The 22997-nt window shown below is 64.5% G+C and carries 22 protein-coding genes; 7 read left to right on the top strand and 15 right to left on the bottom strand.

Annotated features, from left to right (window positions below; translation table 11 throughout):
* Positions 1-24: 24 nt before the first annotated feature.
* The 5 genes from OKW26_RS31975 to ychF form a co-directional block, all read right to left on the bottom strand.
* Positions 25-1113: a sn-glycerol-3-phosphate import ATP-binding protein UgpC gene (locus tag OKW26_RS31975; RefSeq protein WP_429356218.1), complete on the bottom strand. Its 1089-nt coding sequence runs from the start codon at positions 1111-1113 to the stop codon at positions 25-27.
* A 50-nt stretch (positions 1114-1163) separates the two neighbouring features.
* Complete coding sequence (gene ugpE / locus OKW26_RS31970; RefSeq protein WP_429356217.1) at positions 1164-2009, bottom strand: sn-glycerol-3-phosphate ABC transporter permease UgpE; 846 nt, start codon at positions 2007-2009, stop codon at positions 1164-1166.
* Positions 2006-2890: a sn-glycerol-3-phosphate ABC transporter permease UgpA gene (ugpA, locus tag OKW26_RS31965; protein ID WP_429356216.1), complete on the bottom strand. Its 885-nt coding sequence runs from the start codon at positions 2888-2890 to the stop codon at positions 2006-2008. The genes ugpE and ugpA overlap by 4 nt, the downstream gene beginning before the upstream one ends.
* A 72-nt stretch (positions 2891-2962) precedes the next feature.
* On the bottom strand, positions 2963-4288 hold the full coding sequence (ugpB, locus tag OKW26_RS31960) for a sn-glycerol-3-phosphate ABC transporter substrate-binding protein UgpB (RefSeq protein ID WP_429356215.1): 1326 nt from the start codon (positions 4286-4288) through the stop codon (positions 2963-2965).
* 720 nt (positions 4289-5008) lie between these two features.
* On the bottom strand, positions 5009-6103 hold the full coding sequence (ychF, locus tag OKW26_RS31955) for a redox-regulated ATPase YchF (protein ID WP_429356214.1): 1095 nt from the start codon (positions 6101-6103) through the stop codon (positions 5009-5011).
* A gap of 268 nt (positions 6104-6371) precedes the next feature.
* Between ychF and OKW26_RS31950 the strand changes: the two genes are divergently transcribed.
* From OKW26_RS31950 to OKW26_RS31930, 5 genes are all read left to right on the top strand, one after another.
* The gene (locus OKW26_RS31950; RefSeq protein WP_260321397.1) at positions 6372-6740 is read left to right on the top strand and encodes a hypothetical protein; all 369 of its coding nucleotides are present in this window, start codon (positions 6372-6374) and stop codon (positions 6738-6740) included.
* Between the two features lie 236 nt (positions 6741-6976).
* A complete protein-coding gene (locus tag OKW26_RS31945; protein ID WP_429356213.1) occupies positions 6977-8149 on the top strand; it encodes a UbiH/UbiF family hydroxylase in 1173 nt (390 codons plus the stop codon).
* Between the two features lie 205 nt (positions 8150-8354).
* Entirely contained in the window at positions 8355-9080 is a 726-nt protein-coding gene (locus OKW26_RS31940; protein WP_090802025.1) for a DsbC family protein, read from the top strand.
* Between the two features lie 145 nt (positions 9081-9225).
* Complete coding sequence (locus tag OKW26_RS31935) at positions 9226-11016, top strand: M61 family metallopeptidase (RefSeq protein ID WP_429356212.1); 1791 nt, start codon at positions 9226-9228, stop codon at positions 11014-11016.
* Positions 11017-11207: 191 nt separating this feature from the next.
* Entirely contained in the window at positions 11208-11804 is a 597-nt protein-coding gene (locus OKW26_RS31930; protein WP_429356211.1) for an FMN-dependent NADH-azoreductase, read from the top strand.
* 126 nt (positions 11805-11930) lie between these two features.
* Here OKW26_RS31930 and OKW26_RS31925 read toward each other — a convergent pair whose 3' ends face one another.
* The 8 genes from OKW26_RS31925 to rpe form a co-directional block, all read right to left on the bottom strand.
* Positions 11931-12746, bottom strand: a complete 816-nt coding sequence (locus OKW26_RS31925; RefSeq protein WP_429356210.1) for a uracil-DNA glycosylase — start codon at positions 12744-12746, stop codon at positions 11931-11933.
* Between the two features lie 85 nt (positions 12747-12831).
* Positions 12832-13458 (bottom strand): CYTH domain-containing protein, encoded by a 627-nt coding sequence (locus OKW26_RS31920; protein ID WP_090802018.1) that lies wholly within the window; start codon positions 13456-13458, stop codon positions 12832-12834.
* Between the two features lie 62 nt (positions 13459-13520).
* Positions 13521-14306 (bottom strand): indole-3-glycerol phosphate synthase TrpC, encoded by a 786-nt coding sequence (trpC, locus tag OKW26_RS31915; protein WP_429356209.1) that lies wholly within the window; start codon positions 14304-14306, stop codon positions 13521-13523.
* Between the two features lie 18 nt (positions 14307-14324).
* Positions 14325-15356, bottom strand: coding sequence for an anthranilate phosphoribosyltransferase (trpD, locus tag OKW26_RS31910; protein WP_090805481.1), 1032 nt, complete (start codon positions 15354-15356; stop codon positions 14325-14327).
* Positions 15357-15375: 19 nt separating this feature from the next.
* On the bottom strand, positions 15376-15993 hold the full coding sequence (locus OKW26_RS31905; RefSeq protein ID WP_429356208.1) for an aminodeoxychorismate/anthranilate synthase component II: 618 nt from the start codon (positions 15991-15993) through the stop codon (positions 15376-15378).
* Positions 15994-16006: 13 nt separating this feature from the next.
* Entirely contained in the window at positions 16007-17500 is a 1494-nt protein-coding gene (gene trpE, locus OKW26_RS31900; RefSeq protein ID WP_429356207.1) for an anthranilate synthase component I, read from the bottom strand.
* Positions 17501-17876: 376 nt separating this feature from the next.
* On the bottom strand, positions 17877-18593 hold the full coding sequence (locus tag OKW26_RS31895; RefSeq protein WP_184065695.1) for a phosphoglycolate phosphatase: 717 nt from the start codon (positions 18591-18593) through the stop codon (positions 17877-17879).
* Positions 18594-18606: 13 nt separating this feature from the next.
* Entirely contained in the window at positions 18607-19290 is a 684-nt protein-coding gene (rpe, locus tag OKW26_RS31890) for a ribulose-phosphate 3-epimerase (protein WP_018420129.1), read from the bottom strand.
* A 327-nt stretch (positions 19291-19617) separates the two neighbouring features.
* Between rpe and apaG the strand changes: the two genes are divergently transcribed.
* A complete protein-coding gene (apaG, locus tag OKW26_RS31885; protein ID WP_184009102.1) occupies positions 19618-19992 on the top strand; it encodes a Co2+/Mg2+ efflux protein ApaG in 375 nt (124 codons plus the stop codon).
* Between the two features lie 145 nt (positions 19993-20137).
* On the opposite strand, the gene OKW26_RS31880 is transcribed toward apaG, so the two are convergent.
* Positions 20138-20299 carry a hypothetical protein gene (locus OKW26_RS31880; protein WP_176078910.1) on the bottom strand — a complete coding sequence of 54 codons (162 nt, stop codon included), beginning with the start codon at positions 20297-20299 and terminating at the stop codon, positions 20138-20140.
* A 28-nt stretch (positions 20300-20327) separates the two neighbouring features.
* On the opposite strand from OKW26_RS31880, the gene mltA reads away from it, so the two are divergent.
* Complete coding sequence (gene mltA, locus OKW26_RS31875; RefSeq protein ID WP_221309309.1) at positions 20328-21446, top strand: murein transglycosylase A; 1119 nt, start codon at positions 20328-20330, stop codon at positions 21444-21446.
* Between the two features lie 189 nt (positions 21447-21635).
* On the opposite strand, the gene paaK is transcribed toward mltA, so the two are convergent.
* Positions 21636-22940 (bottom strand): phenylacetate--CoA ligase PaaK, encoded by a 1305-nt coding sequence (gene paaK, locus OKW26_RS31870; RefSeq protein ID WP_429356206.1) that lies wholly within the window; start codon positions 22938-22940, stop codon positions 21636-21638.
* Positions 22941-22997 lie beyond the last annotated feature (57 nt).

Here is a 22997-nt window from a genome sequence, read left to right as displayed (position 1 = left end):
CCGTCGCGGCGCGCCGCGGGCGTCTCAGTTCGCGCGCCGTCCAGTCGCCGGATCGAAGAAGTGCAGATGCTGCGCGGGCAGCACGACCTGCAGCGCCTCGCCGGCCGCGGGACGATGCGCGTGAGGCAGCCGCGCGGTCACATCGTGCTTGCCCCAGCGGCCGTGCGCGAGATTGTCCGCGCCGAGAATTTCGCAAGAATCGACGCTCAGTGTCGCGAACGGTGCGTTGGCCGTGCCCGGGCTCAGATGCTCGGGGCGAATGCCGAGCGTCCACTCGCGGCCTGTCGCGACTTCGCGGCCGATCGACGGCACGCCCGCGAGCGCCAGCTTCGGGCCGTTGCCGGCGACGTCGAAGGTCGAGCCGTCGTCCGCGACACGGCCTTCGAGCAGGTTCATCCCCGGCGAGCCGATGAAGCTCGCGACGAACACCGTGGCCGGCCGCTCGTAGACTTCGGTCGGCGCGCCGATCTGCTCGGCGTGGCCCTGGTTCATCACGATCACGCGCTGCGCCAGCGTCATCGCTTCGATCTGATCGTGCGTGACGTACAGACTCGTGGTCTTGAGGCGCGCATGCAGGCGCTGGATTTCGAGGCGCATCTGCACGCGCAAACGCGCGTCGAGATTCGACAGCGGCTCGTCGAACAGAAACACCGCCGGCTCGCGCACGATCGCGCGGCCCATCGCGACGCGCTGCCGCTGCCCGCCCGACAACTCGCGCGGCTTGCGCTGCAGCAGCGCGCCGAGCTCGAGAATCTGCGCGGCGGCTTCGACGCGTTTCGCGATCTGCGCACGATCGACGCCCGCGATCTTCAGCGCGTAACCCATGTTCTCGGCCACGCTCATATGCGGATACAGCGCGTAGTTCTGGAACACCATCGCGATGTTGCGATCCTTCGGCTCAAGCTCGTTGACGACCTTGCCGGCGATCGAAATGCTGCCGTCGGAGATGCGCTCGAGCCCGGCGACCATTCGCAGCAAGGTCGATTTGCCGCAGCCGGACGGCCCGACCATGACGACGAATTCGCCGTCGGCGACGTCGACGTCGATGCCGTGCAACACGAACTGTTTGCCGTCGTAGGTTTTCTTAACGCTTTGCAGAGTCAGTGCAGCCATGCCGTTCTAGCCTTTGATTTTGAGTGCTTGTCGCTGTCCGCCATACCGGATCATTTTTCCGAATCCACGAGGCCGCGCACGAACCAGCGCTGCATCGTCAGCACGACGACGAGCGGCGGCAGCATCGCGAGCAGCGTGGCCGTCATCACCAGATGCCATTCGGTCGCGGTATCGCCCGAGGCGATCATTCCCTTGATGCCGATCACCGCGGTGATCAGCGACTGCTGGCTGGTGATCAGGATCGGCCACAGATACTGGTTCCAGCCGTAGATGAACGTGATCACGAAGAGCGCCGCCATCGTGGTCCGCGACAGCGGCAGCACGACGTCCCAGAAGAAGCGCAGCGCGCCCGCGCCGTCGATGCGCGCGGCTTCCATCAGCTCGTCCGGCAGCGTCTTGAAGAACTGGCGGAACAGGAACGTCGCGGTCGCCGACGCGATCAGCGGCAGCGTCAAACCGGTGTACGTATTGCTCAGATGCATCGACGACACCACCTGCACGGTCGGGAAAATCCGCACTTCGACCGGCAGCATCAGCGTGATGAAGATCAGCCAGAACGCGAGCGTGCGAAACGGAAAGCGGAAGTAGACGATCGCGTATGCGGAGATCATCGACACGGCGATCTTGCCGATCGCGATGACGAGCGCCATCACGAGGCTGTTGACCAGCATGCGATTGAACGGCGCCGCGGCGTTGCCGGTGCCCTGCGTCCAGATCGTGACGATGTTCTCGAACAGATGCGTGCTCGGCACGAGCGACAGCGGCACCGTGAACACCTCGTGCTCGCTCATCGTCGCCGCGCAGAACGCGACGTACACCGGAAACACCACCAGCACGACGCCGATGATCAGCACCGCGTGACAGAACAGGTCGAAACCGCGTCGGTTCTCGATCATGAGTATTGAACCCTGCGTTCGATGAAGCGGAATTGCACGACGGTCAGTGCCACGACGATGATCATCAGCACGACCGACTGCGCGCCCGAACTGCCGATGTCGAGCCCCTGGAAGCCTTCGGCGAAAATCTTGTAGATCAGCGTGCGGGTGGCCTGGCCGGGGCCGCCGCCGGTCGCCGCGTCGATCACGGGAAAGGTGTCGAAGAACGCGTAGGTGATGTTGATCACCAGCAGAAAGAACGTGGTCGGCGACAGCAGCGGCAGGGCGATGCCGAAGAAGCGGCGCACCGGACCGGCGCCGTCGATCGCGGCCGCTTCGATCAGCGAGCGCGGAATCGCCTGCAGGCCCGCATAGAAGAACAGGAAGTTATAGCTGATCTGCTGCCAGACCGACGCGAGCACGACGAGGAACATCGCCTGACCGGGGTTCAGCGCGTGATTCCATACGATGCCGTGTTTCGCGAGCGCATACGTGACGAGGCCGATGCTCGGGTTGAACAGGAACGACCACAGCACCGCGGCGATCGCGGGCGCGACCGCGTACGGCCAGATCAGCAGCGTTTGATAGGCCTTCGCGCCGCGCGTCACGCGATCCGCGCAGACCGCGAGCAACAGCGAGATCACGAGGCCCGACACGGTGACGAGCGTGCAGAACACGATCGTCGTGTTGAACGACGCCAGATACAGCGGGTCGGCGAACAGCTGTTTGAAGTTCGCGAGTCCGACGAACGCGCTCGACGTACCGAACGCGTCCTGGGTTTGCGTCGATTGCCAGAGCGCGACGCCCGCCGGCCACAGGAAGAACACGAGCGTGATGAGCAGCTGCGGCGCGACGAGCAGGTAGGGCAGCACGCTGGTGCCGAAGTAGGAGCGCTTTTCCATCGGAATGTCCAGAGTGTGCTGCAACGACGGGTTCCCGCGCGGGAGCGCCGGAACCCTGCCTGCAGGCGATGCTTAGTTACCGGCCTTTTCGAAGCGGCGCAGCAGGTCGTCGCCGCGCGCGACGGACGAGTCGAGCGCCTGTTGCGGCGTCTTCTTGTCCGCCCACACCTGTTCGAGTTCTTCGTCGATCACGGTGCGGATCTGCGGCATGTTGCCCAGACGCAGACCCTTCGTGAACGGCAGCGGCGGCTTGTTCAGCATCTGGCGGATCGCGGTGTCGCTGCCGGGGTTCTTGTCGTAGAAGCCCTGCTGGCGCGTCAGGTCATACGCGGCGGTCGTGATCGGCAGATAGCCGGTGTCCTGATGCCACTTCGCGGCGACTGGCGCCGTGGCCAGATAGGCGAGGAACTTCGCGACGCCCTTGTAGACGGCCGGGTCCTTGCCCGACAGCACCCACAGGCTCGCCCCGCCGATGATCGCGTTCTGCGGCGCGCCCTTCACGCTGTCGTCGTACGGCATCATGCCGGTGCCGAAGTTGAACTTCGCGTATTTCTTGATCGTCGCGAGCGAGCCTGACGAGTTCGTGATGATGCCGCAGTCGCCGCTATAGAACTTCGACACCGGTTCGTCCTTGCGGCCGACATAGGTGAACGTGCCGTCCTTCGCCATGTGCTGCAGGAACTGGATGTGCGCGACCTGCAGCGGCTTGTTGAATTCGAGCTGCGCGTCCATGCCGTCGAAGCCGTTGTTACGCGACGCGAACGGCGCCGCATGCCACGCGCTGTAGTTCTCGAGCTGAATCCAGCTTTGCCAGCCCGACGAGTAGCCGCATGACATGCCCGAGGCCTTCAGCTTCTGCGCATCGGCGTGCAACTCGACCCAGGTCTTCGGCGGCTGGTTGGGATCGAGGCCAGCCTTCTTGAACGCATCCTTGTTGTAGTACAGCACCGGCGTCGAGCTGTTGAACGGCATCGAGATCAGTTCGCCGGTTTTCGAGTCGCTGTAATAGCTCGCGATGGTCGGCACGAAGGCTTTCTGATCGAGCGGCAGGCCCGCATCCTTGAATACCTGCGTGACCGGGACGATGGCTTTCTTCGCCTGCATCATCGTCGCGGTGCCGACCTCGTAGACCTGCAGGATGGCCGGCGCATTGCCGCTGCGATAGGCGGCGATGCCGGCGGCGAGGGTCTGGTCGTAGGTGCCCTTGAACACGGGCACGATCTTGTAGTCGTTTTGCGATTTGTTGAAGTCGTTCGCGATGTCGTTCAGACGTTCACCCAGTGCGGCTTCCATGGCGTGCCAGAACTGGATTTCGGTCGCGGCGTGAGCCGCCTGGCTGACGCCGATGCTCAATACAGCGGCGACGGAAAGTGAACGGAACAGCGGCTTGTAATTCATCGATTTGTCTCCGGTTCGGAAGGGGCGCGGACGCGAATCGCGCGATTCTAGTTGTGTTCGATGACATTCCGGCGGCGGCGCGCCGGAAGCCGAAATTTAGCATTGGCTGTCACGGAAAGGAAATAAACGGGAATCTATTCGGGAAGATCACGGGTGATGCAACTCGGGCCACGGCGCGGGCAAAAGCAATCGCCTCATGCAACACGTCCGATCGGTCGGGCCGATACCTGAAGGTTCGTACACGATTGGGTCGCCAAGGCATTCCCATCATGTCGGAGCTTTCGGCATGCCATTGACGCCTAATCCGGGAACGCACACTTTCGGCAGGGACGCCTTCTTCATGCATGGCGACAGCTAGAGTCATCCGGGTAGCCTGGCCATAGGGGCCGACGGCGCGAACGCGGAAGGTTTGGGAATCGCTCTTGCCTATGCGTTGCCGAGAAATCCCGCAGCTGTGCTGAAGGTCGTAGACCCTGTCGAAGGCGACAGTCACATTCTCGCGGTATCGCGTGTGTGCGGCATTCCGTTTATTGACGATGCGCCGAAAAACTACAAGGCCAAAGCGTTGCACAGTGTTTCGGCGGTCATGACTGCAAATCCGCACATCAAGGCCCGTTGTCTCGACGCGTTGCGGGGGTCGTAGCGCGCAAACAAAAAAGCCCGCAACCCCTGAGGGTTCGCGGGCCTTAAGCGCGCAGCGCAGTTTGCGCTGCTTCGCGCTTACACGTTGAACAAAAAGTTCATCACGTCGCCATCATGCACGACGTACTCCTTGCCTTCCGCGCGCATCTTGCCGGCTTCCTTCGCGCCTTGTTCACCTTTGTAGGTGATGTAGTCGTCGAAGCTGATCGTCTGCGCGCGAATGAAGCCGCGCTCGAAGTCGGTGTGGATCGCGCCGGCTGCCTTCGGCGCCGTATCGCCGACGTGGATCGTCCACGCGCGCACTTCCTTCACGCCGGCCGTGAAGTAGGTCTGCAGGCCGAGCAGCTTGAAGCCTGCGCGGATCACGCGGCTCAAGCCCGGCTCATGCATGCCCATGTCGGCGAGGAAGACTTCCATGTCGGCTTCGTCGAGGTCGGCGATTTCCGCTTCGACCGCCGCGCACACGGCCACGACCGGCGCGCCTTCAGCAGCCGCGAACTTCGTGATCGCGTCGAGGTGCGGGTTGTTCTCGAAGCCGTTTTCCTTCACGTTGGCGACGTACATCGTGGGCTTGGCGGTGATCAGGCAGAACGGCTTGAGGGTAGCCTTTTCTTCATCGGTCAGATCGAGCGCGCGGACCGGCTTCGCCTGGTCGAGCTGCGCGCGGACCTTCTCCAGCACCGCCGCGTTCTTCGCGGCTTCCTTGTCGTTACCCGACTTGGCCGCCTTGGAATAGCGCGCGAGCGCCTTCTCGACGGTGGCGAGGTCGGCAAGCGCGAGCTCGGTGTTGATCACCTCGATGTCCGACAGCGGATCGATCTTGTTCGCGACGTGAATCACGTTGTCGTCTTCGAAGCAGCGTACGACGTGCGTGATCGCGTCGGTTTCGCGGATGTTCGCGAGGAACTGGTTGCCGAGGCCCTCGCCCTTGCTTGCGCCGGCCACCAGACCGGCGATGTCGACGAACTCGACCACGGCCGGCAGGATGCGCTCCGGCTTGACGATTTCGGCGAGCGCGTTCAGCCGCGCGTCCGGCACCTCGACGATGCCGACGTTCGGCTCGATCGTGCAGAACGGATAGTTTTCGGCGGCGATTCCCGCCTTGGTCAGCGCGTTGAACAGGGTGGACTTGCCGACGTTGGGCAGGCCGACGATGCCGCATTTGAGGCTCATGGAAATCCTTCAGTGAATCAGTAGGTTGCGTGATGCGCTCGACGCTGCGCGCGGATTCGGAAAGCCTTCGCGTAAGGTGGGGCGCGGCAGGCTCAGCGGAGCGGACAAGACACCGAATCGGGGCGTTGGCTCGACGATTGAGTGCGAGTTTTCACGGAAAGCGCAATTGTAACCCGTTCGCCCGCGCGGACCCGCCGGCGCATTGGCGCGAAGCCACTGTAGAATCGTCAGTTCAGAGTCGGCAGAGCTCAATTTCCGGGGGAGCAGCGTGGGACTCATCAGATGGGTTGGGATCGGCGTCGTCGCCGCGGTCGTGGTGGGCTCGGTCGCGACATGGGTCGCGCCGAATTTCGACGAAGCGCAGGCCACCACGGACCGGCAGACCATCGATTGTTTGACGACCCACCTGTCGCACGAAGATCACGCCGACATCGCGCGGTTCGCCGATAAGAACGACTACGACTCGCTATGGCGCGTGTTCGACCGCGTGTTCCCCGACTGCGCGGTACGCAGCGATCAGCGCGATCGCAAGGCGGAGCTCGAGGCGGCCGCGTGGCGCAACCTCTCGTCCAATCGCGACTTCATGCGCATGCGCGAGGCGAACGCGGCGCTCGCGGCAAGCGCCGCGACGCATTAGCACGACGCATCGAGGCCGCGCGGCCAGCGGCCCGGGACTCAAATGCGCGTGGCCGCCAACGCATGAAGTGCGGGTTACGCGAGCGGTCGGCGTCAGACTCGCACAGTCCCGCCGACAACCTCAGGCTCTGCCCCCAGACACCATGTCCGGCACGAGCCCGCGAGGCCCCGCGCACAGCGCCCAACGGCCGCGCCCGTCGATCCGTCCCCCGCACCCCCCGCGGCTATAATGCGCGCATGAACGCACACCACCAGACCTTTGATGCCGCCGTGATCGGCGGCGGGCTCGTCGGCAAGACCGCGGCGCTCGCGCTCACGCAAGCCGGACTGCGCGTCGCACTGCTCGCGCAGCCTTGCGCGGCGCTGCCCGCCGGTGCTGTCTTCGACTCGCGCGTCTATGCGTTGTCGTCGAGTTCGCAGGCCTTGTTCGAACGGCTGCGGGTCTGGCAGGCGCTCGATCACACACGGCTCGGTCCCGTCTACGACATGCGCGTCTATGGCGACGCGCACGCCGAGCTGCATTTCTCGGCGTTTCAGGCATCGGTGCCGCAGCTTGCGTGGATCGTCGAGTCGTCGGTGATCGAGCGCGCGCTCGATGCCGCGCTGCGCTTCCAGCCGAACCTCACGTGGTTCGACGCGCGCGCGCAGGCGCTCGATTTCTCCGTCGACAACGCGAGCGTCGGCCTCGCGAACGGCAGCGTGCTCGAAGCGGATCTGGTAGTCGGCGCGGACGGCGCGCACTCGTGGGTGCGCGCGCAGATCGGCTCGAAGATGGTGCGCCGCGACTACAGACAGATCGGTGTGGTCGCCAATTTCAAGGCTGCGAAGCCGCACGGCGAAACCGCGTATCAGTGGTTCCGCGAGGGCGAGATCATCGCGTTGCTGCCGATGCCGGACGGCCACGTGTCGCTGGTCTGGTCGGCGCGCACCGAACACGCCGAGCAGTTGCTCGCGCTCGATCCCGAGCGGCTCGCCGCCGAAGTCGAGCACGTGAGCGGTGAACAGTTCGGTGCGCTCGACTGCGTGACGCCCGCGCAGGGCTTCCCGCTCGCGTTGCAGACCGTGGACCGGCTCGTCGCCCCGCGGGTCGCGCTGGTCGGCGATGCCGCACATCTGATCCATCCGTTGGCAGGACAGGGCATGAACCTCGGCTTGCGCGACGTCGCCGCGCTCGCGAGCACGATCGGCGGCAAGGAGTCGTTCCGCGATCTCGGCGACATGGTGCTGCTGCGTCGCTACGAACGCGCGCGCCGCGAAGACATTCGCGCGCTGATGATCGCCACCGACGGTCTGCAGAAACTGTTCTCGGTGCCCGGTCCGCTCGCGCGCGCCGTGCGCAATACCGGCATGGCGTTCGTCGGCGCGCAGCCATTCATCAAGCGCTGGCTCGTGTCGGCCGCGCTGGGGTAAACCGCGACGAGGCGTCGGGCGGATAGCCGATGGCCGGTCACCGGCGCCCGGGACAGGTATCATGACCGGATCGAAGCGCTGCGATCCGCCCCTTATCCGACCCCCGATCGAACCTGATCGAGCCTGATTGAACAGATAGGCGGCCGAAACTCGCGGCCGGAACGTAAAAAACGCGCAGGTGCGCGACTGACTCCAGGACTCCAGCATGAAAAAGACCTTCCGCATCGCCGCCGCCGCGCTCGCGATCGGTGCCGCTATGCTCGGCTGCTCGGCGCAGGCCGACCAGACCACCGACAAGCTCAAGGCCACCTTGCAAACCCGTCTTTCCGACGTGACGATCAAAAGCGTGTCGAAGACGCCGATCGCGGGCCTGTACGAAGTGAATCTCGGCACGCAGATCGTCTACAGCGATGCGAGCGGCGACTACCTGATGCTCGGCGATATGGTCGACTCGAAGACGCGCAAGAATCTGACCGAGGCACGCCTGTCGGAAACCAACCGCATCGACTTCGCGAGCCTGCCGTTCGGCAACGCGGTGAAGGTCGTGCGCGGCAACGGCGCGCGCAAGATCGCGGTGTTCTCCGATCCGAACTGCCCGTACTGCAAGCAGCTCGAAAAAACGCTGCTGTCGATCGACAACGTGACGGTCTACACGTTCCTGTACCCGGTGCTGTCGCCCGATTCGACGGCCAAGTCGAAGTCGATCTGGTGCTCGGCCGATCGCGCGAAGGCGTGGGAATCGTGGATGCAGGACCGTCAGGCGCCGACCGCCGCCGCCACCTGCGACACCGCCGCGATCGACAAGAACCTCGCGCTCGGCCGTTCGATGAACGTCGAAGGCACGCCGACCGTGTTTCTCGCCGACGGTCGCCGCCTGCCCGGCGCGGTGCCGGCAGATCGGCTCGACAAGGAACTGTCGGCCGTGCACTGAACAGCGCGCTGGCCACAGCGCCACGCCCGCCCCGGGCGCGCAACAGATGCAACGTTCAAACTGAAGGAGGCGCACGCAGCGCCTCCTTTCGCATCGAGCCCCGAACTTCTCCGCCTCACTCTCCTGACACTCCCAAGCGCCGCCGATGAAGCCGATCCGCTACACCATCGTTCCGGGTAACCCCGCCGCCCACCTGTTCGAAGTCACCGTGACCGTCGCCGATCCCGATCCGGCCGGCCAGCGTTTCATGCTGCCGGTGTGGATTCCGGGCAGCTACATGGTGCGCGAGTTCGCGCGCAACATCGTCACGCTGCGCGCGGTGAACGACGCGGGCCGCAAGGTGCGCGTCGAGAAGATCGACAAGCACACGTGGCAGGCCGCGCCGGTCAAGGGAGCCTTGACGCTGCGCTACGAGGTGTACGCATGGGACCTGTCGGTGCGCGCCGCGCATCTGGACGACACGATCGGCTTTTTCAACGGCACCAGCGTGTTCCTGTCGCCGCTCGGCCATGAGGACGCGCAGTGCGTGGTCGATATCCAGAAGCCGCAGGGCGCCGCGTATCGCGGCTGGCGCGTCGCGACCGCGCTGCCGGAAGCGCGCGGCACGAAGCGCTATGGCTTCGGCGAATACCGCGCGCAGAACTACGACGAACTGATCGACCATCCTGTGACGCTCGGGGAATTCGCGCTCGCGACGTTCAAGGCGCACGGCGTGCCGCACGACGTCGTGATCGGCGGTCGCGTGATCGGGCTCGACATGGAGCGTCTGTGCAAGGATCTGAAGCGCATCTGCGAAGCGCAGATCGCTTTGTTCGAACCGAAGTCGAAGAAGGCGCCGGTCGAGCGCTACGTGTTCATGACGCAGGCTGTCACCGACGGTTACGGCGGGCTCGAGCATCGCGCGTCGACCGCGCTGATCTGCAATCGCACCGATCTGCCGGTGCAGGGCCGCGAGCCGATGAGCGAGGGCTACCGGACCTATCTCGGTCTGTGCAGCCACGAGTATTTCCACACGTGGAATGTGAAGCGGATCAAGCCGGCCGTGTTCGCGCCGTATGACCTCGGCGTCGAAAACTACACGTCGATGCTGTGGCTGTTCGAGGGCTTCACGTCGTATTACGACGACCTGATTCTCGTACGCAGCGGGGTGATCTCGCAGGACGACTATTTCGGCCTGCTCGGCAAGGTGATCGGCGGGGTGCAGCGCGGCAGCGGGCGCCTCAAGCAGAGCGTCGCCGAAAGCTCGTTCGATGCGTGGGTCAAGTACTACCGGCAGGACGAGAACGCGCCGAATGCGATCGTCAGCTATTACACGAAGGGCTCGCTGATCGCGCTCGCCTTCGACCTGACGATCCGCGCGCAGACCGGCAACCAGAAATCGCTCGACGACGTGATGCGTCTGCTGTGGAAGCGCTTTGGCCGTGACTTTTATCGAGGCAAGCCGGTCGGCGTCGACGAAAGCGAGATCGAGGCGATTTTCGCGGAAGCGAGCGGCGCGCAACTGGCCGAACTGTTCGCCGAGGGCGTGCGCGGCACGCGCGATCTGCCGCTCGACGCGCTGCTCGCGCCGTTCGGCGTGGCGCTCGCGCCGGACGTCGACAAAAACGGCAAGCCGTCGCTCGGCGTGCGGCTACGCGGCGGCGCGGATTGCGCGCTCGCGACCGTGCACGAGGGCAGCGCCGCGCAGAAGGCCGGCCTCTCCGCTGGCGACGTGCTGATCGCGATCGATGGTCTGCGCGTGACCGGCGGGAATATCGATGCTCTACTGATGCGCTATCAGCCGGGCGCGAAAGTCGACGTGCACGCGTTCCGCCGCGACGAGCTGCGGGTCACGCAGGTGAAGCTCGACGGTCCCGAAGTGGCCCGCTACAAGCTCACGGTCAGCGATCACCGTCCCGCCGCGCGCAAAGCCCTTGAGCGCTGGCTGACGAAGTGATCGGCGTGGTGGTGGGCCGCACCGGACGGTCCACCGATCGTCGACTGTCCCGTCGTCAATCGGCGGAGGAGGGCGGTTGATTGTTCTACCCATGCAACAATCCTTCGCCGCCGGACGGCTTTTTCGCCGGCCGGTAAAAAAACACAATGACTTCACTCGCGCAACACTGCGCGCCCCTACTGGAGTCAACCATGACCACGATCCTGCAAATCAACTCGGCAGCCCGTTCGCAAGGCGCGAACTCGACGCTTCTCGTCAACGAGCTGACGGAAAAGCTGCAACAGTCGAATCCGGGCGCGCAAGTCGTCGTCCGTAACCTGCAAGCCGAACCGCTGCCGCACCTCGACGACGCCGTGCTCGGCGCGTTCTTCACGCCGGCCGACCAGCGCACCCCGGAACAGGCCGCCATCGCCGCACGCAGCGAAGCGCTGATCGCCGAACTGCAAGCCGCCGACGTCATCGTTATCGGTGCGCCGATGTACAACTTCGGCATCTCGTCGCAACTGAAGACGTACTTCGACTTCATCGCACGTGCGGGCATCACGTTCCGTTACACCGCGACCGGCCCGGAAGGCCTCGTGACGGGCAAGAAGGTCCACGTCGTGTCGGCGCGCGGCGGCAAGTATCTCGGCACGCCGAACGATAGCCAGACGCCGTACCTGAAGAGCTTCCTCGGCTTCCTCGGCATGACCGACGTGAACTTCATCTACGCCGAAGGCCTGAACATGGGCCCGGACGCCGCGAACGCCGCGCTGAGCTCGGCACGCGAAGCGATCGCCGCGGTTTAAGCGGGTTTGTCCTGCCGCATTGCGCAGCTTCGATGCGGCGCGAGCGGTGAAAAGAATAACGCCACGGATGGGTCCACCCTCCGTGGCGTTTTCGTTGTGTATCGCAATCTTCTGACGACGACGCTCTCACGCAAGCATTTGCGCGTCGTCCGGTAGACGCCAGTCGATCGGCTCCCGGCCGTGCTGCAACAGATATTCGTTCGCCTTCGCGAAATGCCCGCAACCGAGAAAGCCGCGATGCGCGGACAGCGGCGACGGATGCGGCGCCTCCAGCACATAGTGCGACTTGCCGCCGAGTAGCGCGCGCTTTGCCTGCGCATGCGCGCCCCACAGCATGAAGACGAGGTTCTGATGCCGCGTCGCGAGTTCGTGGATCAGCGTGTCGGTACATTTCTCCCAGCCGCGTTTCGCGTGGCTCGCGGCGCTGTCGCGCTCGACGGTCAGCACCGTGTTCAGCAGCAGCACGCCCTGTTTGGCCCAGCTGTCGAGGCAACCGTGCTGCGGCGTCCGGTGACCGAGACTCGCGGCGATTTCCTTGAAGATGTTGCGCAGCGACGGTGGCGGCCGCACGTGCGGCGCGACCGAAAACGCGAGACCGTGCGCCTGCGGCGTGCCGCGGTCTTCGCCGTGGTACGGGTCCTGGCCGAGGATTACGACTTTCACTTCGTCGGGGCTCGTCAGGCGGAGCGCGCGGAACACGTCGGCCGGGTAGATCGTTTTGCCGGCGGCACGCTCACCGTCGACGAAGCGGCACAGCGGCGCGTAGGTGTCGCTGTCGATGAAGGGTTTCAGGTGCGCGCGCCAGGCCGCTGGTAGCGCGGCGAATTGTGCTTCGAGCGTGGGCGGTGCGGCGGTGGGGGCGGCGGAGGCCGGGGCGGGCGCGACATCGTCGAACAGCGATGCCTGCGGCAAACTGGCGCGGGTGCGGGAAGCGGAGGTCATGGCGGGGAAGTGTCGCAGCAAACGCGGACTAGCTCAAGTTGCGGCAAGCGAGCGCATGAGGTGCCGCGGGTTTCGGGCAACGCGCTCACCTGGCGCGCAACCGATACCCGCGCTGCGCCTTGCTGATGTCATCCGGCGCGAGGCCGGCAATCCGTTTGCCGAGTTCGGCGGCGAGCGTGTGAAGCGCCGCTTCGTCGCCCGATTTCAGTTCGAGCTCGATCTCCGAGATCGGCGCGCGGCGCGCTTCATCGTCGACTTCGGCAAGCACGTCGCCCTGATCGATCGCCGCCTCGATCTGAGCGCCGTCGGAGTCGAGCAGCCATAGCGTGCGCGTGAAATTGGTGTGGAACAGCTCGATCAGCGCAGGCGCGGCCTGTTTCAGTGCATCCGCGGCGGCGGGTTCGTCGCAAGCGCTCAGCAACGATTCGATTTCGAGCTTCGCGCCCGCGACCGGCAATTCCCATTCGTGCCGGCTATGCAAGCCGTTCGTCGCCGTGCCGACCGTCTTGAAGGTCTGCAGCCAGCCGTCCGGGGTCTGCCGTAGACGCAGCGCGCTCTTTGACGACGCCAGCGTCAACTGCGGCGTATCGAAGTAAATGTTCACGAGCTTGATCGCGCGTCCGTTCTTGCCGGCGCGCGCGGCGAACCACTGCGTCGCCGCCTGCACCTGCGAAGCCGGCAGCGCCAGCTTGATTTCGCGTTCCATGCCCATGCTGGGTGTCCTCGTTGCGTGGATTTCTCTGCGCCCGATACGCGGATACGTCGATACGACGCTCAGAAAAACATCCGCGCGAGTTCCACGCCCGGCTCGTCCGCGCGCATGAACGCTTCGCCGACGAGGAAGGTATGCACATTCCGCGCGCGCATGCGCTCGACGTCGTCGCGCGACAGGATGCCCGATTCGGTCACGACGATGCGATCGTCGGGAATCGCGTCGAGCATGCCGAGCGTCGTGTCGAGCGAGGTTTCGAAGGTGCGCAGATTGCGGTTGTTGATGCCGATCAGTGGCGTCTTCAGCGTCAGCGCTTCCTTGAGTTCATCGCTGTCGTGCACTTCGACGAGCACCGCGAGCCCCAGCGAATGCGCGAGCGCTTCGAGGTCCTGCATCTCGGCGGTTTCGAGCGCGGCGGCGATCAGCAGGATCGCGTCGGCCCCCATCGCGCGTGCTTCGACAACCTGATACGGATCGACGATGAAGTCCTTGCGTATCACCGGCAACTGGCACGCGGCGCGCGCTTGCTGCAGATAGGCGACGCTGCCCTGGAAGAACTGCACGTCGGTCAGCACGGACAGACACGCCGCGCCGTGCTTCTCATACGAACGCGCGATGTCGGCCGGCACGAAGCGCTCGCGCAGCACGCCCTTCGACGGGCTCGCCTTCTTCACTTCGGAGATCACCGCGGCGAGACCCGCCGTGTGCTTGGCGCGCAATGCGCCGACGAAGTCGCGGAGATCGCGCGACGACGCTTCGAGCCGCAGTTCTTCGAGCGGCACGCTTTGCTCGGCCGCCCGGACTTCTTCGCGTTTGACCGCGATGATGCGGTCGAGGATGTCGCTCATAAATGTCTCGCTACGTGATTACTGCTTGAATTGCTGGGTGAAGCGCACCAGTTCGTCGACCTTCGCGCGTGCCTTGCCGCTCGCGATCGCTTCGCGCGCGAGCTCGATGCCGTCCGCGATCGTGGCCGCGACGTTCGCCGAATAGAGTGCCGTGCCGGCGTTCAGCGTGACGATTTCCCGCGCGACGCCGGGCTTGTTGCTAAGCGCGTCGAGCAGCATGACCTTCGACTCGCCCGCGTCGGCGACTTTGAGCGTGCGGTTCGACACCATCTGCATGCCGAAGTCTTCCGGATGGATCTCGTACTCGCGGATCTCGCCGTCGCGCAACTCGCCGACCAGCGTGGCGCCGCCGAGCGACACTTCGTCCATGCCGTCCATCCCGTACACGACGAGCACGTGTTTGGCACCGAGGCGCTGCATCACGCGCACCTGAATGCCGACGAGGTCGGGGTGAAACACGCCCATCAGCTGATTCGGCGCGCCGGCCGGATTGGTGAGCGGCCCGAGGATATTGAAGATCGTGCGGATGCCGAGTTCCCGGCGTACCGGCGCGACGTTTTTCATCGCCGGATGATGGTTCGGCGCGAACATGAAGCCCATGCCCGTTTCCGCAATCGATGCCGCGACCTGCTCCGGCTGCAGATCGATGTTGACGCCGAGCGCTTCGAGCACGTCCGCGCTGCCCGACTTGCTCGATACGCCGCGATTGCCGTGCTTTGCGACCTTCGCGCCCGCCGCGGCCGACACGAACATCGTCGCGGTGGAAATGTTGAACGTGTGCGCGCCGTCGCCGCCGGTGCCGACGATATCGACGAAGTTCGAGTTGTCCTGCACGTCGACGTGCCGGGCAAATTCACGCATCACCGTAGCGGCCGCGGTGATTTCGCCGATGGTCTCTTTTTTGACGCGCAGGCCGGTGATGATCGCCGCCGACATCACGGGCGAGAGTTCGCCGCGCATGATGAGGCGCATCAGGTGCAGCATTTCGTCGTGAAAAATCTCGCGGTGCTCGATGGTCCGCTGCAAGGCTTCCTGGGGCGTAATGGACATGATCTCGTCTCCCTTTGTGTCAGGCATTGCGGGACGCCGCGTGACTCGAGGCCTTGCCGGCGACGGCGAGCTTCGACTGCTTGACGAAGTTTTCGAGCAGCGCGTGGCCGTGTTCGGACAGGATCGATTCCGGGTGGAACTGCACGCCTTCCACGGCCAGTTCCTTGTGGCGCACGCCCATGATTTCGCCGTCTTCAGTCCATGCCGATACTTCGAGGCAGTCGGGCAGCGATTCGCGCTCGATCGCGAGCGAGTGGTAGCGCGTCACCGTGAAATGCTTCGGCAGGTCTTCGAATACGCCCTTGCAGTCGGTTTCGATCGTGCTGACCTTGCCGTGCATGATGGTCTGCGCGCGCACGACGCGGCCGCCGAACGCCTCGCCGATCGCCTGATGGCCGAGGCACACGCCGAGAATCGGCGTCTTGCCGGCGAATTCGCGCAGCACGTCGAGCGTGATGCCCGCGTGTTGCGGATTGCTTGGGCCCGGAGACAGGCAGATGCGCTCGGGGTTCAGCCTGGCGATTTCGTCGAGCGTGATTTCGTCGTTGCGATAGGTGCGCACGTCTTCGCCGAGTTCGCCGAAGTACTGCACCAGGTTGTAGGTGAACGAGTCGTAGTTGTCGATCATGAGCAGCATGGTGTGTCTCCGGTCAGAAGTCGCTATCGAGGCCGTCCTGGACCTGCTCGGCGGCGCGCATTACCGCGCGTGCCTTGTTCTCGGTCTCCTGCCATTCGGATTCGGGCACCGAATCGGCGACCACGCCCGCGGCCGCCTGCACATACAGATTGCCGTTCGCGATCACGCCGGTGCGGATCGTGATGGCCAGATCCATCTCGCCGGTGAACGACAGATAGCCGACCGCCCCGCCGTACAGGCCACGCTTGACGGGTTCGAGCTCGTCGATCAGCTCCATCGCGCGGACCTTCGGCGCGCCCGACAGCGTGCCGGCCGGGAAGGTGGCGCGCAGCACGTCGAAATTGGTCATGTCGTTCTTGAGCTTGCCTTCGACCGAGCTGACGATGTGCTGCACGTGCGAGTACTTCTCGATCACCATCTTGTCGGTCACGACCACCGAGCCGATCTGCGCGATGCGGCCGACGTCGTTGCGCGCGAGGTCGATCAGCATCACATGCTCGGCGATTTCCTTCGGATCGTTCAGCAGCTCGGTCGCAAGCGCGGCATCGCGCTCGGGCGTGTTGCCGCGCGGACGGGTGCCGGCCAGCGGGCGGATCGTGACGATACGGTCCTCGGCGCGCTTTTCCTGGCGCACCAGAATCTCCGGCGACGCGCCGACCACGTGGAAGTCGCCGAAGTTGTAGTAGTACATGTACGGCGACGGATTCAGCGAGCGCAGCGCGCGATACAGCGACAGCGGATTGTCGCGGTACGGCTTGATCAGGCGCTGGCCGACCTGCACCTGCATCAGTTCGCCGGCGGCGACGTATTCCTTCGCCTTGCGCACGGCCGCCAGGTAATCGTCTTTCGCGAACTCGCGGTAGATCTCGGTGCGTACGCTGGCCGACACGACGGGCGGCTCGACGGTGACGCGCAGCCGCTGGCGCAGTTCGCGCAGACGGTGCTTCGCTTTCGTGTAGGCCTCAGCCTGGGTCGGGTCGGCGTAGACCACCAGATAGAGCTTGCCGGCGAGGTTGTCGATGACGGCGACTTCCTCGGTCAGCAGCAGCTGGATGTCGGGCAGATTGAGGTCGTCTTTCGGCGCACTGTGCGCGAGCTTCTTCTCGATGTAGCGCACCGCGTCATAGCCGAAGTAGCCGGCGAGACCGCCGGTGAAGCGCGGCAGCCCCGGGCGTTGCGCGACCTTGAAGCGCGCCTGGAATTGCTGGATGAACGCGAGCGGATCGCCCTCGTGCGTCTCGACGACCTTGCCGTCGCGGACCACTTCCGACACGCCGTTGCGCGTGCGCATGAGAGTCCGCGCCGGCAGGCCGATGAACGAATAACGCCCGAAGCGTTCGCCGCCGACCACCGACTCCAGCAGGAACGAGTTCGCGCCGTTGCGCTCGGTCTGCGCGAGCTTCAGGTACAGCGACAGCGGCGTCTCGAGGTCGGCGAGCGCTTCGGCGATCAGCGGGATGCGGTTGAAACCCTCGTTGGCGAGGGACTGGAATTCGAGTTCGGTCATGTTCCGATCCTGTACGGTGGTCCGGCGGCAGCAAGCGTCGGGCAAAGCGGGGCTAAGCGCCTCCGGTCAGGGCGTGGGTCGACGTTCTCGACACAATGATACCGACCGGCGCGGGTCTTCCATCGGCGCGTGCGAGCGGTGCGGGTGAGCAACGGTACCTTGCGGGTACGCGCAGGCTCAATCAGCCGATGCAGGTGCGCAAAAACAGATCGATGGAAAAAGCGCGTGAGCGCAGCGACGTAAAAAACGGTTGCCGAAGACGAGCTTCAGCGTACCTCAGGCGAGGTTAGCGCGACCAGCGACGCCAGGGCCAGGCTCCCCGGTCGATGCTAATCAGACTCCGTTTTTTATTCAGAAACATGAGGATGAAGGACTGTTAAGTCGTGGATTGATGCGCTGCGATCGCCCTGGCGGCGTCGAGCAGCGAGGCAACTATACCATCGGATTTTATCGTTTGTATAGCTTGGCCGTGGTTGTACCCGTAGGGCACGGTCAGCGTCGCCATGCCGGCCGCGCGGCCCGCCAGCGCGTCGTTTTCCGAGTCGCCGATCGCCACCGTGGCGCTCGGCTCGACGCCGAGTTGCGCGGCGGCGGTCAGCATCGGAAGCGGGTCCGGTTTCTTTTTCGCGAGACTGTCGCCGCCGAGCACGACGCTGAAATACGGTGCAAGCCGGTACTGCTGCAGCAGTTCGAGCGCGAAGCGGTGCGGCTTGTTGGTCACGCAGGCGAGCTTCAGGCCCGCGTCGCGCAGCGCGCGCAGACCGGCCTCGACGTCTGGATAAAGCCGCGTGTGCACGCCGTTGATCTTCGCGTACTCGGCCTGATAGATCGCGAGCGCTTCGTCGAAGCGCTCTTGCGCGTGCTCGGCTTCGAAGCGCGGCGCAAGCACGCTGCGGATCAGATGCTCCGAACCCTTGCCGACGTAGCCGACCACTTCCTCGCGCGTCGTTTCCTCCGCGTCGAGCTGAGCGAGCATACCGTTCAGGCCGGCGGTGAAGTCGTCGGCCGTGTCGATCATCGTGCCGTCGAGGTCGATGATCGCGGCTTCGAGGCGCGCGCCAGTAAACGTCGGGGCGGGATACGAAGTGGTCATGAGGCGCTGGTTTTTAACGCTGGACGGTCGCGAGGGCGGCGCGCATCTTGTCGATCACGACCTTGTGATCGGGCTGGCCAAAGATCGCCGAGCCGGCCACGAACGTGTCCGCGCCGGCCGCCGCGATTTCCGCGATGTTGTCGACCTTCACGCCGCCGTCCACTTCGAGGTGGATGTCGCGGCCGGTGCGCTCGGTGTACGCGTCGATGCGTTTGCGCGCTTCACGCAGCTTGTTGAGCGCCTCGGGGATGAACGACTGGCCGCCGAAGCCCGGGTTCACCGACATGATCAGCACGAGGTCGACCTTGTCCATCACATGATCGAGATAGTTCAGCGACGTCGCCGGATTGAACACGAGGCCGGCCTTGCAGCCGTGGTCGCGGATCAGCGACAGCGTGCGGTCGATGTGATCCGACGCTTCCGGGTGAAAGCTGATCAGGTTCGCGCCGGCTTTCGCGAAGTCCGGCACGATGCGGTCGACGGGACGCACCATCAGGTGCACGTCGATTGGCACGTCCACGTGCGGGCGGATCGCTTCGCATACGAGCGGGCCGATGGTCAGGTTCGGCACGTAGTGGTTGTCCATCACGTCGAAGTGGATCCAGTCGGCGCCGGCGGCGACGACGTTGCGGACTTCTTCGCCCAGGCGGGCGAAGTCGGCGGAGAGAATGCTGGGGGCGATGCGAAATTGCGTCATGACAGGGGCCGATGCAAGCGGGAAAGCGCCATTTTACCGGTTTTGCGCGTGCAGACCGGGGTGCTGGCCGCGGTTGGCGTGGCGGAATCGCGCGATGAAACTTCGCAAAGTACCGGCGCAAAAACGACATGGAGACTGGGCGCGGCAAAGCAGCCGTGTCCCAACGTCTTAGACACTGCTGGCCGAAAGGCGTATCCGGTTGCGGCCATGCCCCGCATCAAGCAGAATGCCATTCCATGAGCGCCGCATCGCCGCTGCACCCGCAGACCATTGGCGTTCGGGCCTTCCACGATTTTTCACAGCCCGTTTGATCAGATCGGAATCAGGATGAGCCAGTACGAATTCAGCGTCTCGGCGCAGGTGCACTACCTGCCCGAAGAATCGGACCCGGAGCGTCGCCAGTACGCCTTTGCCTACACGCTGACCATCCGTAACACCGGCCAGGTGCCCGCACAGTTGATCGCGCGTCACTGGATCATCACCGACAGCGAGAACACCGTCCAGGAAGTCAAAGGCCTGGGCGTGGTCGGTCATCAGCCGCTGCTCAAGCCGGGCGAGCATTTCGAATACACGAGTTGGGCAGTGATCGCGACGCCGGTCGGCACGATGCGCGGCGATTACTTCTGCGTGGCGGAGGATGGTGAGCGCTTCGAGGCGCCGGTGCCGGAGTTCGTGTTGCGCATGCCGCGGACGTTGCATTGAACCGGCGCGGTGTTGCGCGGTCTTTAATGAGTTCGTATCGGCGCGCGGCGCAGCGGGCAGTTGAGTGGGTGGTTGGATGAGCGCTCAGACGAGCGCTTGAGGCGCGAGGGGTTGTGCGGTTCTGTATGCAACCCGCCGGCCAGGCTCACTGCGGCTTTTGCTGTTGGGACCGTTCCGCCGGCTTGGCACGTCGCGCTTTTTTCTTGCCAGACGACGTCCACACAACGATAAAGACGAGCAGGAACAGCGCGAGCAGCGATTCCAGCGCGAAGATGAGCATCGGGTATTCGTCGAACAAATCAGACATGGCGGTTTCCATCAACAACGAACATTGTATGCGTTTTGTCCGCCGAGCCGGCGCGTGGGTCGGTGCATTGTCGGTTGCGGTGTTGCTTGCCTCCTGCGGCGGCGGCGGCGCGCTCCGGCCTTCGCCGCCGAGCGGCGCGGCGATCATCCCCGGCCAGATCGCGTCGTCGCGCTTGACCGCGGTTGCGTGGCAGCAGGTGCCGGGCTGGCAGGACGACTCGCTGATCGGCGCGACAGCCGCGTTGCGGCAAAACTGCACGAGGCTCGCGCGTCAGCCGAACTGGTCGCGTGCATGCGCGGCCGCCGCGCAAATCGACGATCTCGACGTCACCGGCGCGCGCGCCTTCTTCGAAGCCTACTTCACGCCGTTCCAGCTCGCGAATAGCGACGGCACGCTCGACGGTCTGGTCACCGGTTACTACGAGCCACTGCTGCGGGGCTCGCGCACGCGGCATGGGGTATATCAGACCGCGCTGTACCGCTGGCCCGCCGGCTATCGCGTGGGGGCGCCGTTGCCGGCGCGCGCCCAACTCGAACGCTCGGGCGCGCTCAGCGGCAACGAACTCGTGTGGGTCGACGATCCGATCGAAGCATTCTTTTTGCAGGTGCAGGGCTCCGGGCGCATCGTGATGGAAGACGGCAGTGTGATGCGCGTCGGCTTTGGCGGTACCAACGATCAGCCGTACAAGTCGATCGGGCGCTGGCTGCTCGATCATGGCGAGATCACACCCGCGCAGGCAACGATGCAGGGCATCAAGGCATGGGCACGCGCGAATCCGACGCGCGTCGATGGATTGCTCGACACCAATCCGCGCTTCGTGTTTTTTCGCGAGATGCCGTCGGCCGAAAGTATGCCGAGCGGTGGCGCGGACGGTCCGATCGGCGCGCTTGGCGTGCCGCTGACGCCGGAGCGCTCGATTGCGGTCGACCCGAGCGCGATTCCGCTCGGCACGCCGGTGTTCCTGCAGACTACACGGCCGCTGACGAACTCGCCGATGAACCGCCTCGTGTTCGCGCAGGACACGGGCACCGCGATCAAAGGCGGCGTGCGCGCCGACTACTTCTGGGGCCTCGGCGACGATGCCGGTGATCTGGCTGGCAAGATGAAGCAGGGTGGCCGGATGTGGTTGCTGCTGCCGAATTCGTGAGGCGGTGGGACGCAGGCGGAAGCGTGACTGCCGTTTGAGTTACAGCGGTTTTCGGGAGGCGGGTTGGAGGCTGCCGCGAAGCCGTCAATAGAAGTCGTGGAAATCGGCGTCACGTTCGGATCAGGATCCGTGGCGTGACGCCGTTTTTTGTTGGGCTCTTACGCTGCGCGTCGTTGCCCGTTGCCTGACTTAGAGCCCCGATCTGCGCTTGTCGACCACCCGCCGCGCCTTGCCCACCGAGCGCTCGATCCCATTCACGGCCAGCACGTTCACCACCGCGCTTACGCCAATCAGCGCCTTGATGTCGTACGCCAGCGCGTTTTTCGCGGTGGTTAGCGCGGAAGTATCCGGCGCGCTTTCGGGGCACGGTTCGACGTTCAGCGTCAACACGTCGAGCGGCCCTTCCTTCGTCAGTACGATCTGATAGTGCGGCGCGAGCGCGTGCTGCTTGAGCAGCAACTCTTCGATCTGCGTCGGGAACACATTGACGCCACGGACGATCATCATGTCGTCCGAGCGGCCCGTGATTTTTTCCATACGCCGCATCGTGCGGGCGCTGCCCGGCAGCAGGCGCGTGAGATCGCGCGTGCGGTAGCGGATGATCGGCAGCGCTTCTTTCGTCAGCGACGTGAACACGAGCTCGCCGAGTTCGCCATCGGGCAGCACCTCGCCCGTTTCGGGGTCGATGATCTCGGGATAGAAATGGTCTTCCCAGATCGTCGGGCCGTCTTTGGTCTCGATGCACTCCGAGGCGACGCCCGGGCCCATCACTTCGGAGAGACCGTAGATGTCGACCGCGTCGATGCCCATGCGTTTTTCGATCGCCTCGCGCATTTCGTTGGTCCACGGCTCAGCGCCGAAGATGCCGATGCGCAATGAGCAGCTAGCCGGGTCGATACCCTGGCGCTCGAGTTCGTCGGCGATCGACAGCATGTAGCTCGGTGTCACCATGATGATGTCCGGCCGGAAGTCCTGGATCAGCTGCACCTGCTTTTCGGTCTGACCACCGCCGAACGGAATCACGGTGAGCCCCGCGCGCTCGGCGCCGTAATGCGCGCCGAGGCCGCCCGTGAAGAGGCCGTAGCCGTAGCTCACGTGCACCTTGTCGCCGCGCTTCGCGCCGGCGGCGCGTATCGAACGGGCGACGAGATTCGCCCACGTGTCGATGTCGCGCGCCGTATAGCCGACGACGGTCGGCTTGCCGGTCGTCCCAGACGATGCATGGATTCGCGAAATCTGCTCCTGCGGCACCGCGAACATGCCGAACGGATAGTTGTCGCGCAAATCCTTCTTCGTCGTGAACGGTAAGCGCGCGAGGTCCGCGAGCGACTTGACATCGCCCGGATGAACACCGGCTTCGTCGAACTTGCGCCGGTACACCGGCGAATTTTCATACGCATGGGTGAGTGACCATTTGAGCCGTTCAAGTTGGAGCGCGGCGAGCTCGTCGCGGCTGGCGGTCTCGATCGGATCGAGCGGAAGAGCGGTGCTCATCGAATGTCTCCTTGCTGCCTCAGTATCTGAGTTTGATATGTAACGCGTTGGCGTCAG

It is taken from the genome of Paraburkholderia sp. 32 (assembly GCF_050435345.1).
Classification (GTDB): Bacteria; Pseudomonadota; Gammaproteobacteria; order Burkholderiales; family Burkholderiaceae; genus Paraburkholderia; species Paraburkholderia tuberum.
The sequence above is the reverse complement of the archived record's forward strand: the minus strand, read 5'-3'. Positions and strand labels throughout refer to the sequence as shown.

What these genes read in the sequence shown, in the direction of transcription:
- paaK (WP_429356206.1), bottom strand. Translation starts at nt 22,940, where the DNA reads ATGAGCACCGCTCTTCCGCTCGATCCGATCGAGACCGCCAGCCGCGAC.
- ychF (WP_429356214.1), bottom strand. Translation starts at nt 6,103, where the DNA reads ATGAGCCTCAAATGCGGCATCGTCGGCCTGCCCAACGTCGGCAAGTCC.
- OKW26_RS31895 (WP_184065695.1), bottom strand. Translation starts at nt 18,593, where the DNA reads ATGACCACTTCGTATCCCGCCCCGACGTTTACTGGCGCGCGCCTCGAA.
- OKW26_RS31975 (WP_429356218.1), bottom strand. Translation starts at nt 1,113, where the DNA reads ATGGCTGCACTGACTCTGCAAAGCGTTAAGAAAACCTACGACGGCAAA.
- ugpB (WP_429356215.1), bottom strand. Translation starts at nt 4,288, where the DNA reads ATGAATTACAAGCCGCTGTTCCGTTCACTTTCCGTCGCCGCTGTATTG.
- OKW26_RS31880 (WP_176078910.1), bottom strand. Translation starts at nt 20,299, where the DNA reads ATGTCTGATTTGTTCGACGAATACCCGATGCTCATCTTCGCGCTGGAA.
- mltA (WP_221309309.1), top strand. Translation starts at nt 20,328, where the DNA reads ATGCGTTTTGTCCGCCGAGCCGGCGCGTGGGTCGGTGCATTGTCGGTT.
- apaG (WP_184009102.1), top strand. Translation starts at nt 19,618, where the DNA reads ATGAGCCAGTACGAATTCAGCGTCTCGGCGCAGGTGCACTACCTGCCC.
- OKW26_RS31940 (WP_090802025.1), top strand. Translation starts at nt 8,355, where the DNA reads ATGAAAAAGACCTTCCGCATCGCCGCCGCCGCGCTCGCGATCGGTGCC.
- trpE (WP_429356207.1), bottom strand. Translation starts at nt 17,500, where the DNA reads ATGACCGAACTCGAATTCCAGTCCCTCGCCAACGAGGGTTTCAACCGC.
- OKW26_RS31945 (WP_429356213.1), top strand. Translation starts at nt 6,977, where the DNA reads ATGAACGCACACCACCAGACCTTTGATGCCGCCGTGATCGGCGGCGGG.
- OKW26_RS31930 (WP_429356211.1), top strand. Translation starts at nt 11,208, where the DNA reads ATGACCACGATCCTGCAAATCAACTCGGCAGCCCGTTCGCAAGGCGCG.
- OKW26_RS31905 (WP_429356208.1), bottom strand. Translation starts at nt 15,993, where the DNA reads ATGCTGCTCATGATCGACAACTACGACTCGTTCACCTACAACCTGGTG.
- OKW26_RS31935 (WP_429356212.1), top strand. Translation starts at nt 9,226, where the DNA reads ATGAAGCCGATCCGCTACACCATCGTTCCGGGTAACCCCGCCGCCCAC.
- OKW26_RS31920 (WP_090802018.1), bottom strand. Translation starts at nt 13,458, where the DNA reads ATGGGCATGGAACGCGAAATCAAGCTGGCGCTGCCGGCTTCGCAGGTG.
- ugpA (WP_429356216.1), bottom strand. Translation starts at nt 2,890, where the DNA reads ATGGAAAAGCGCTCCTACTTCGGCACCAGCGTGCTGCCCTACCTGCTC.
- rpe (WP_018420129.1), bottom strand. Translation starts at nt 19,290, where the DNA reads ATGACGCAATTTCGCATCGCCCCCAGCATTCTCTCCGCCGACTTCGCC.
- trpD (WP_090805481.1), bottom strand. Translation starts at nt 15,356, where the DNA reads ATGTCCATTACGCCCCAGGAAGCCTTGCAGCGGACCATCGAGCACCGC.
- trpC (WP_429356209.1), bottom strand. Translation starts at nt 14,306, where the DNA reads ATGAGCGACATCCTCGACCGCATCATCGCGGTCAAACGCGAAGAAGTC.
- ugpE (WP_429356217.1), bottom strand. Translation starts at nt 2,009, where the DNA reads ATGATCGAGAACCGACGCGGTTTCGACCTGTTCTGTCACGCGGTGCTG.
- OKW26_RS31925 (WP_429356210.1), bottom strand. Translation starts at nt 12,746, where the DNA reads ATGACCTCCGCTTCCCGCACCCGCGCCAGTTTGCCGCAGGCATCGCTG.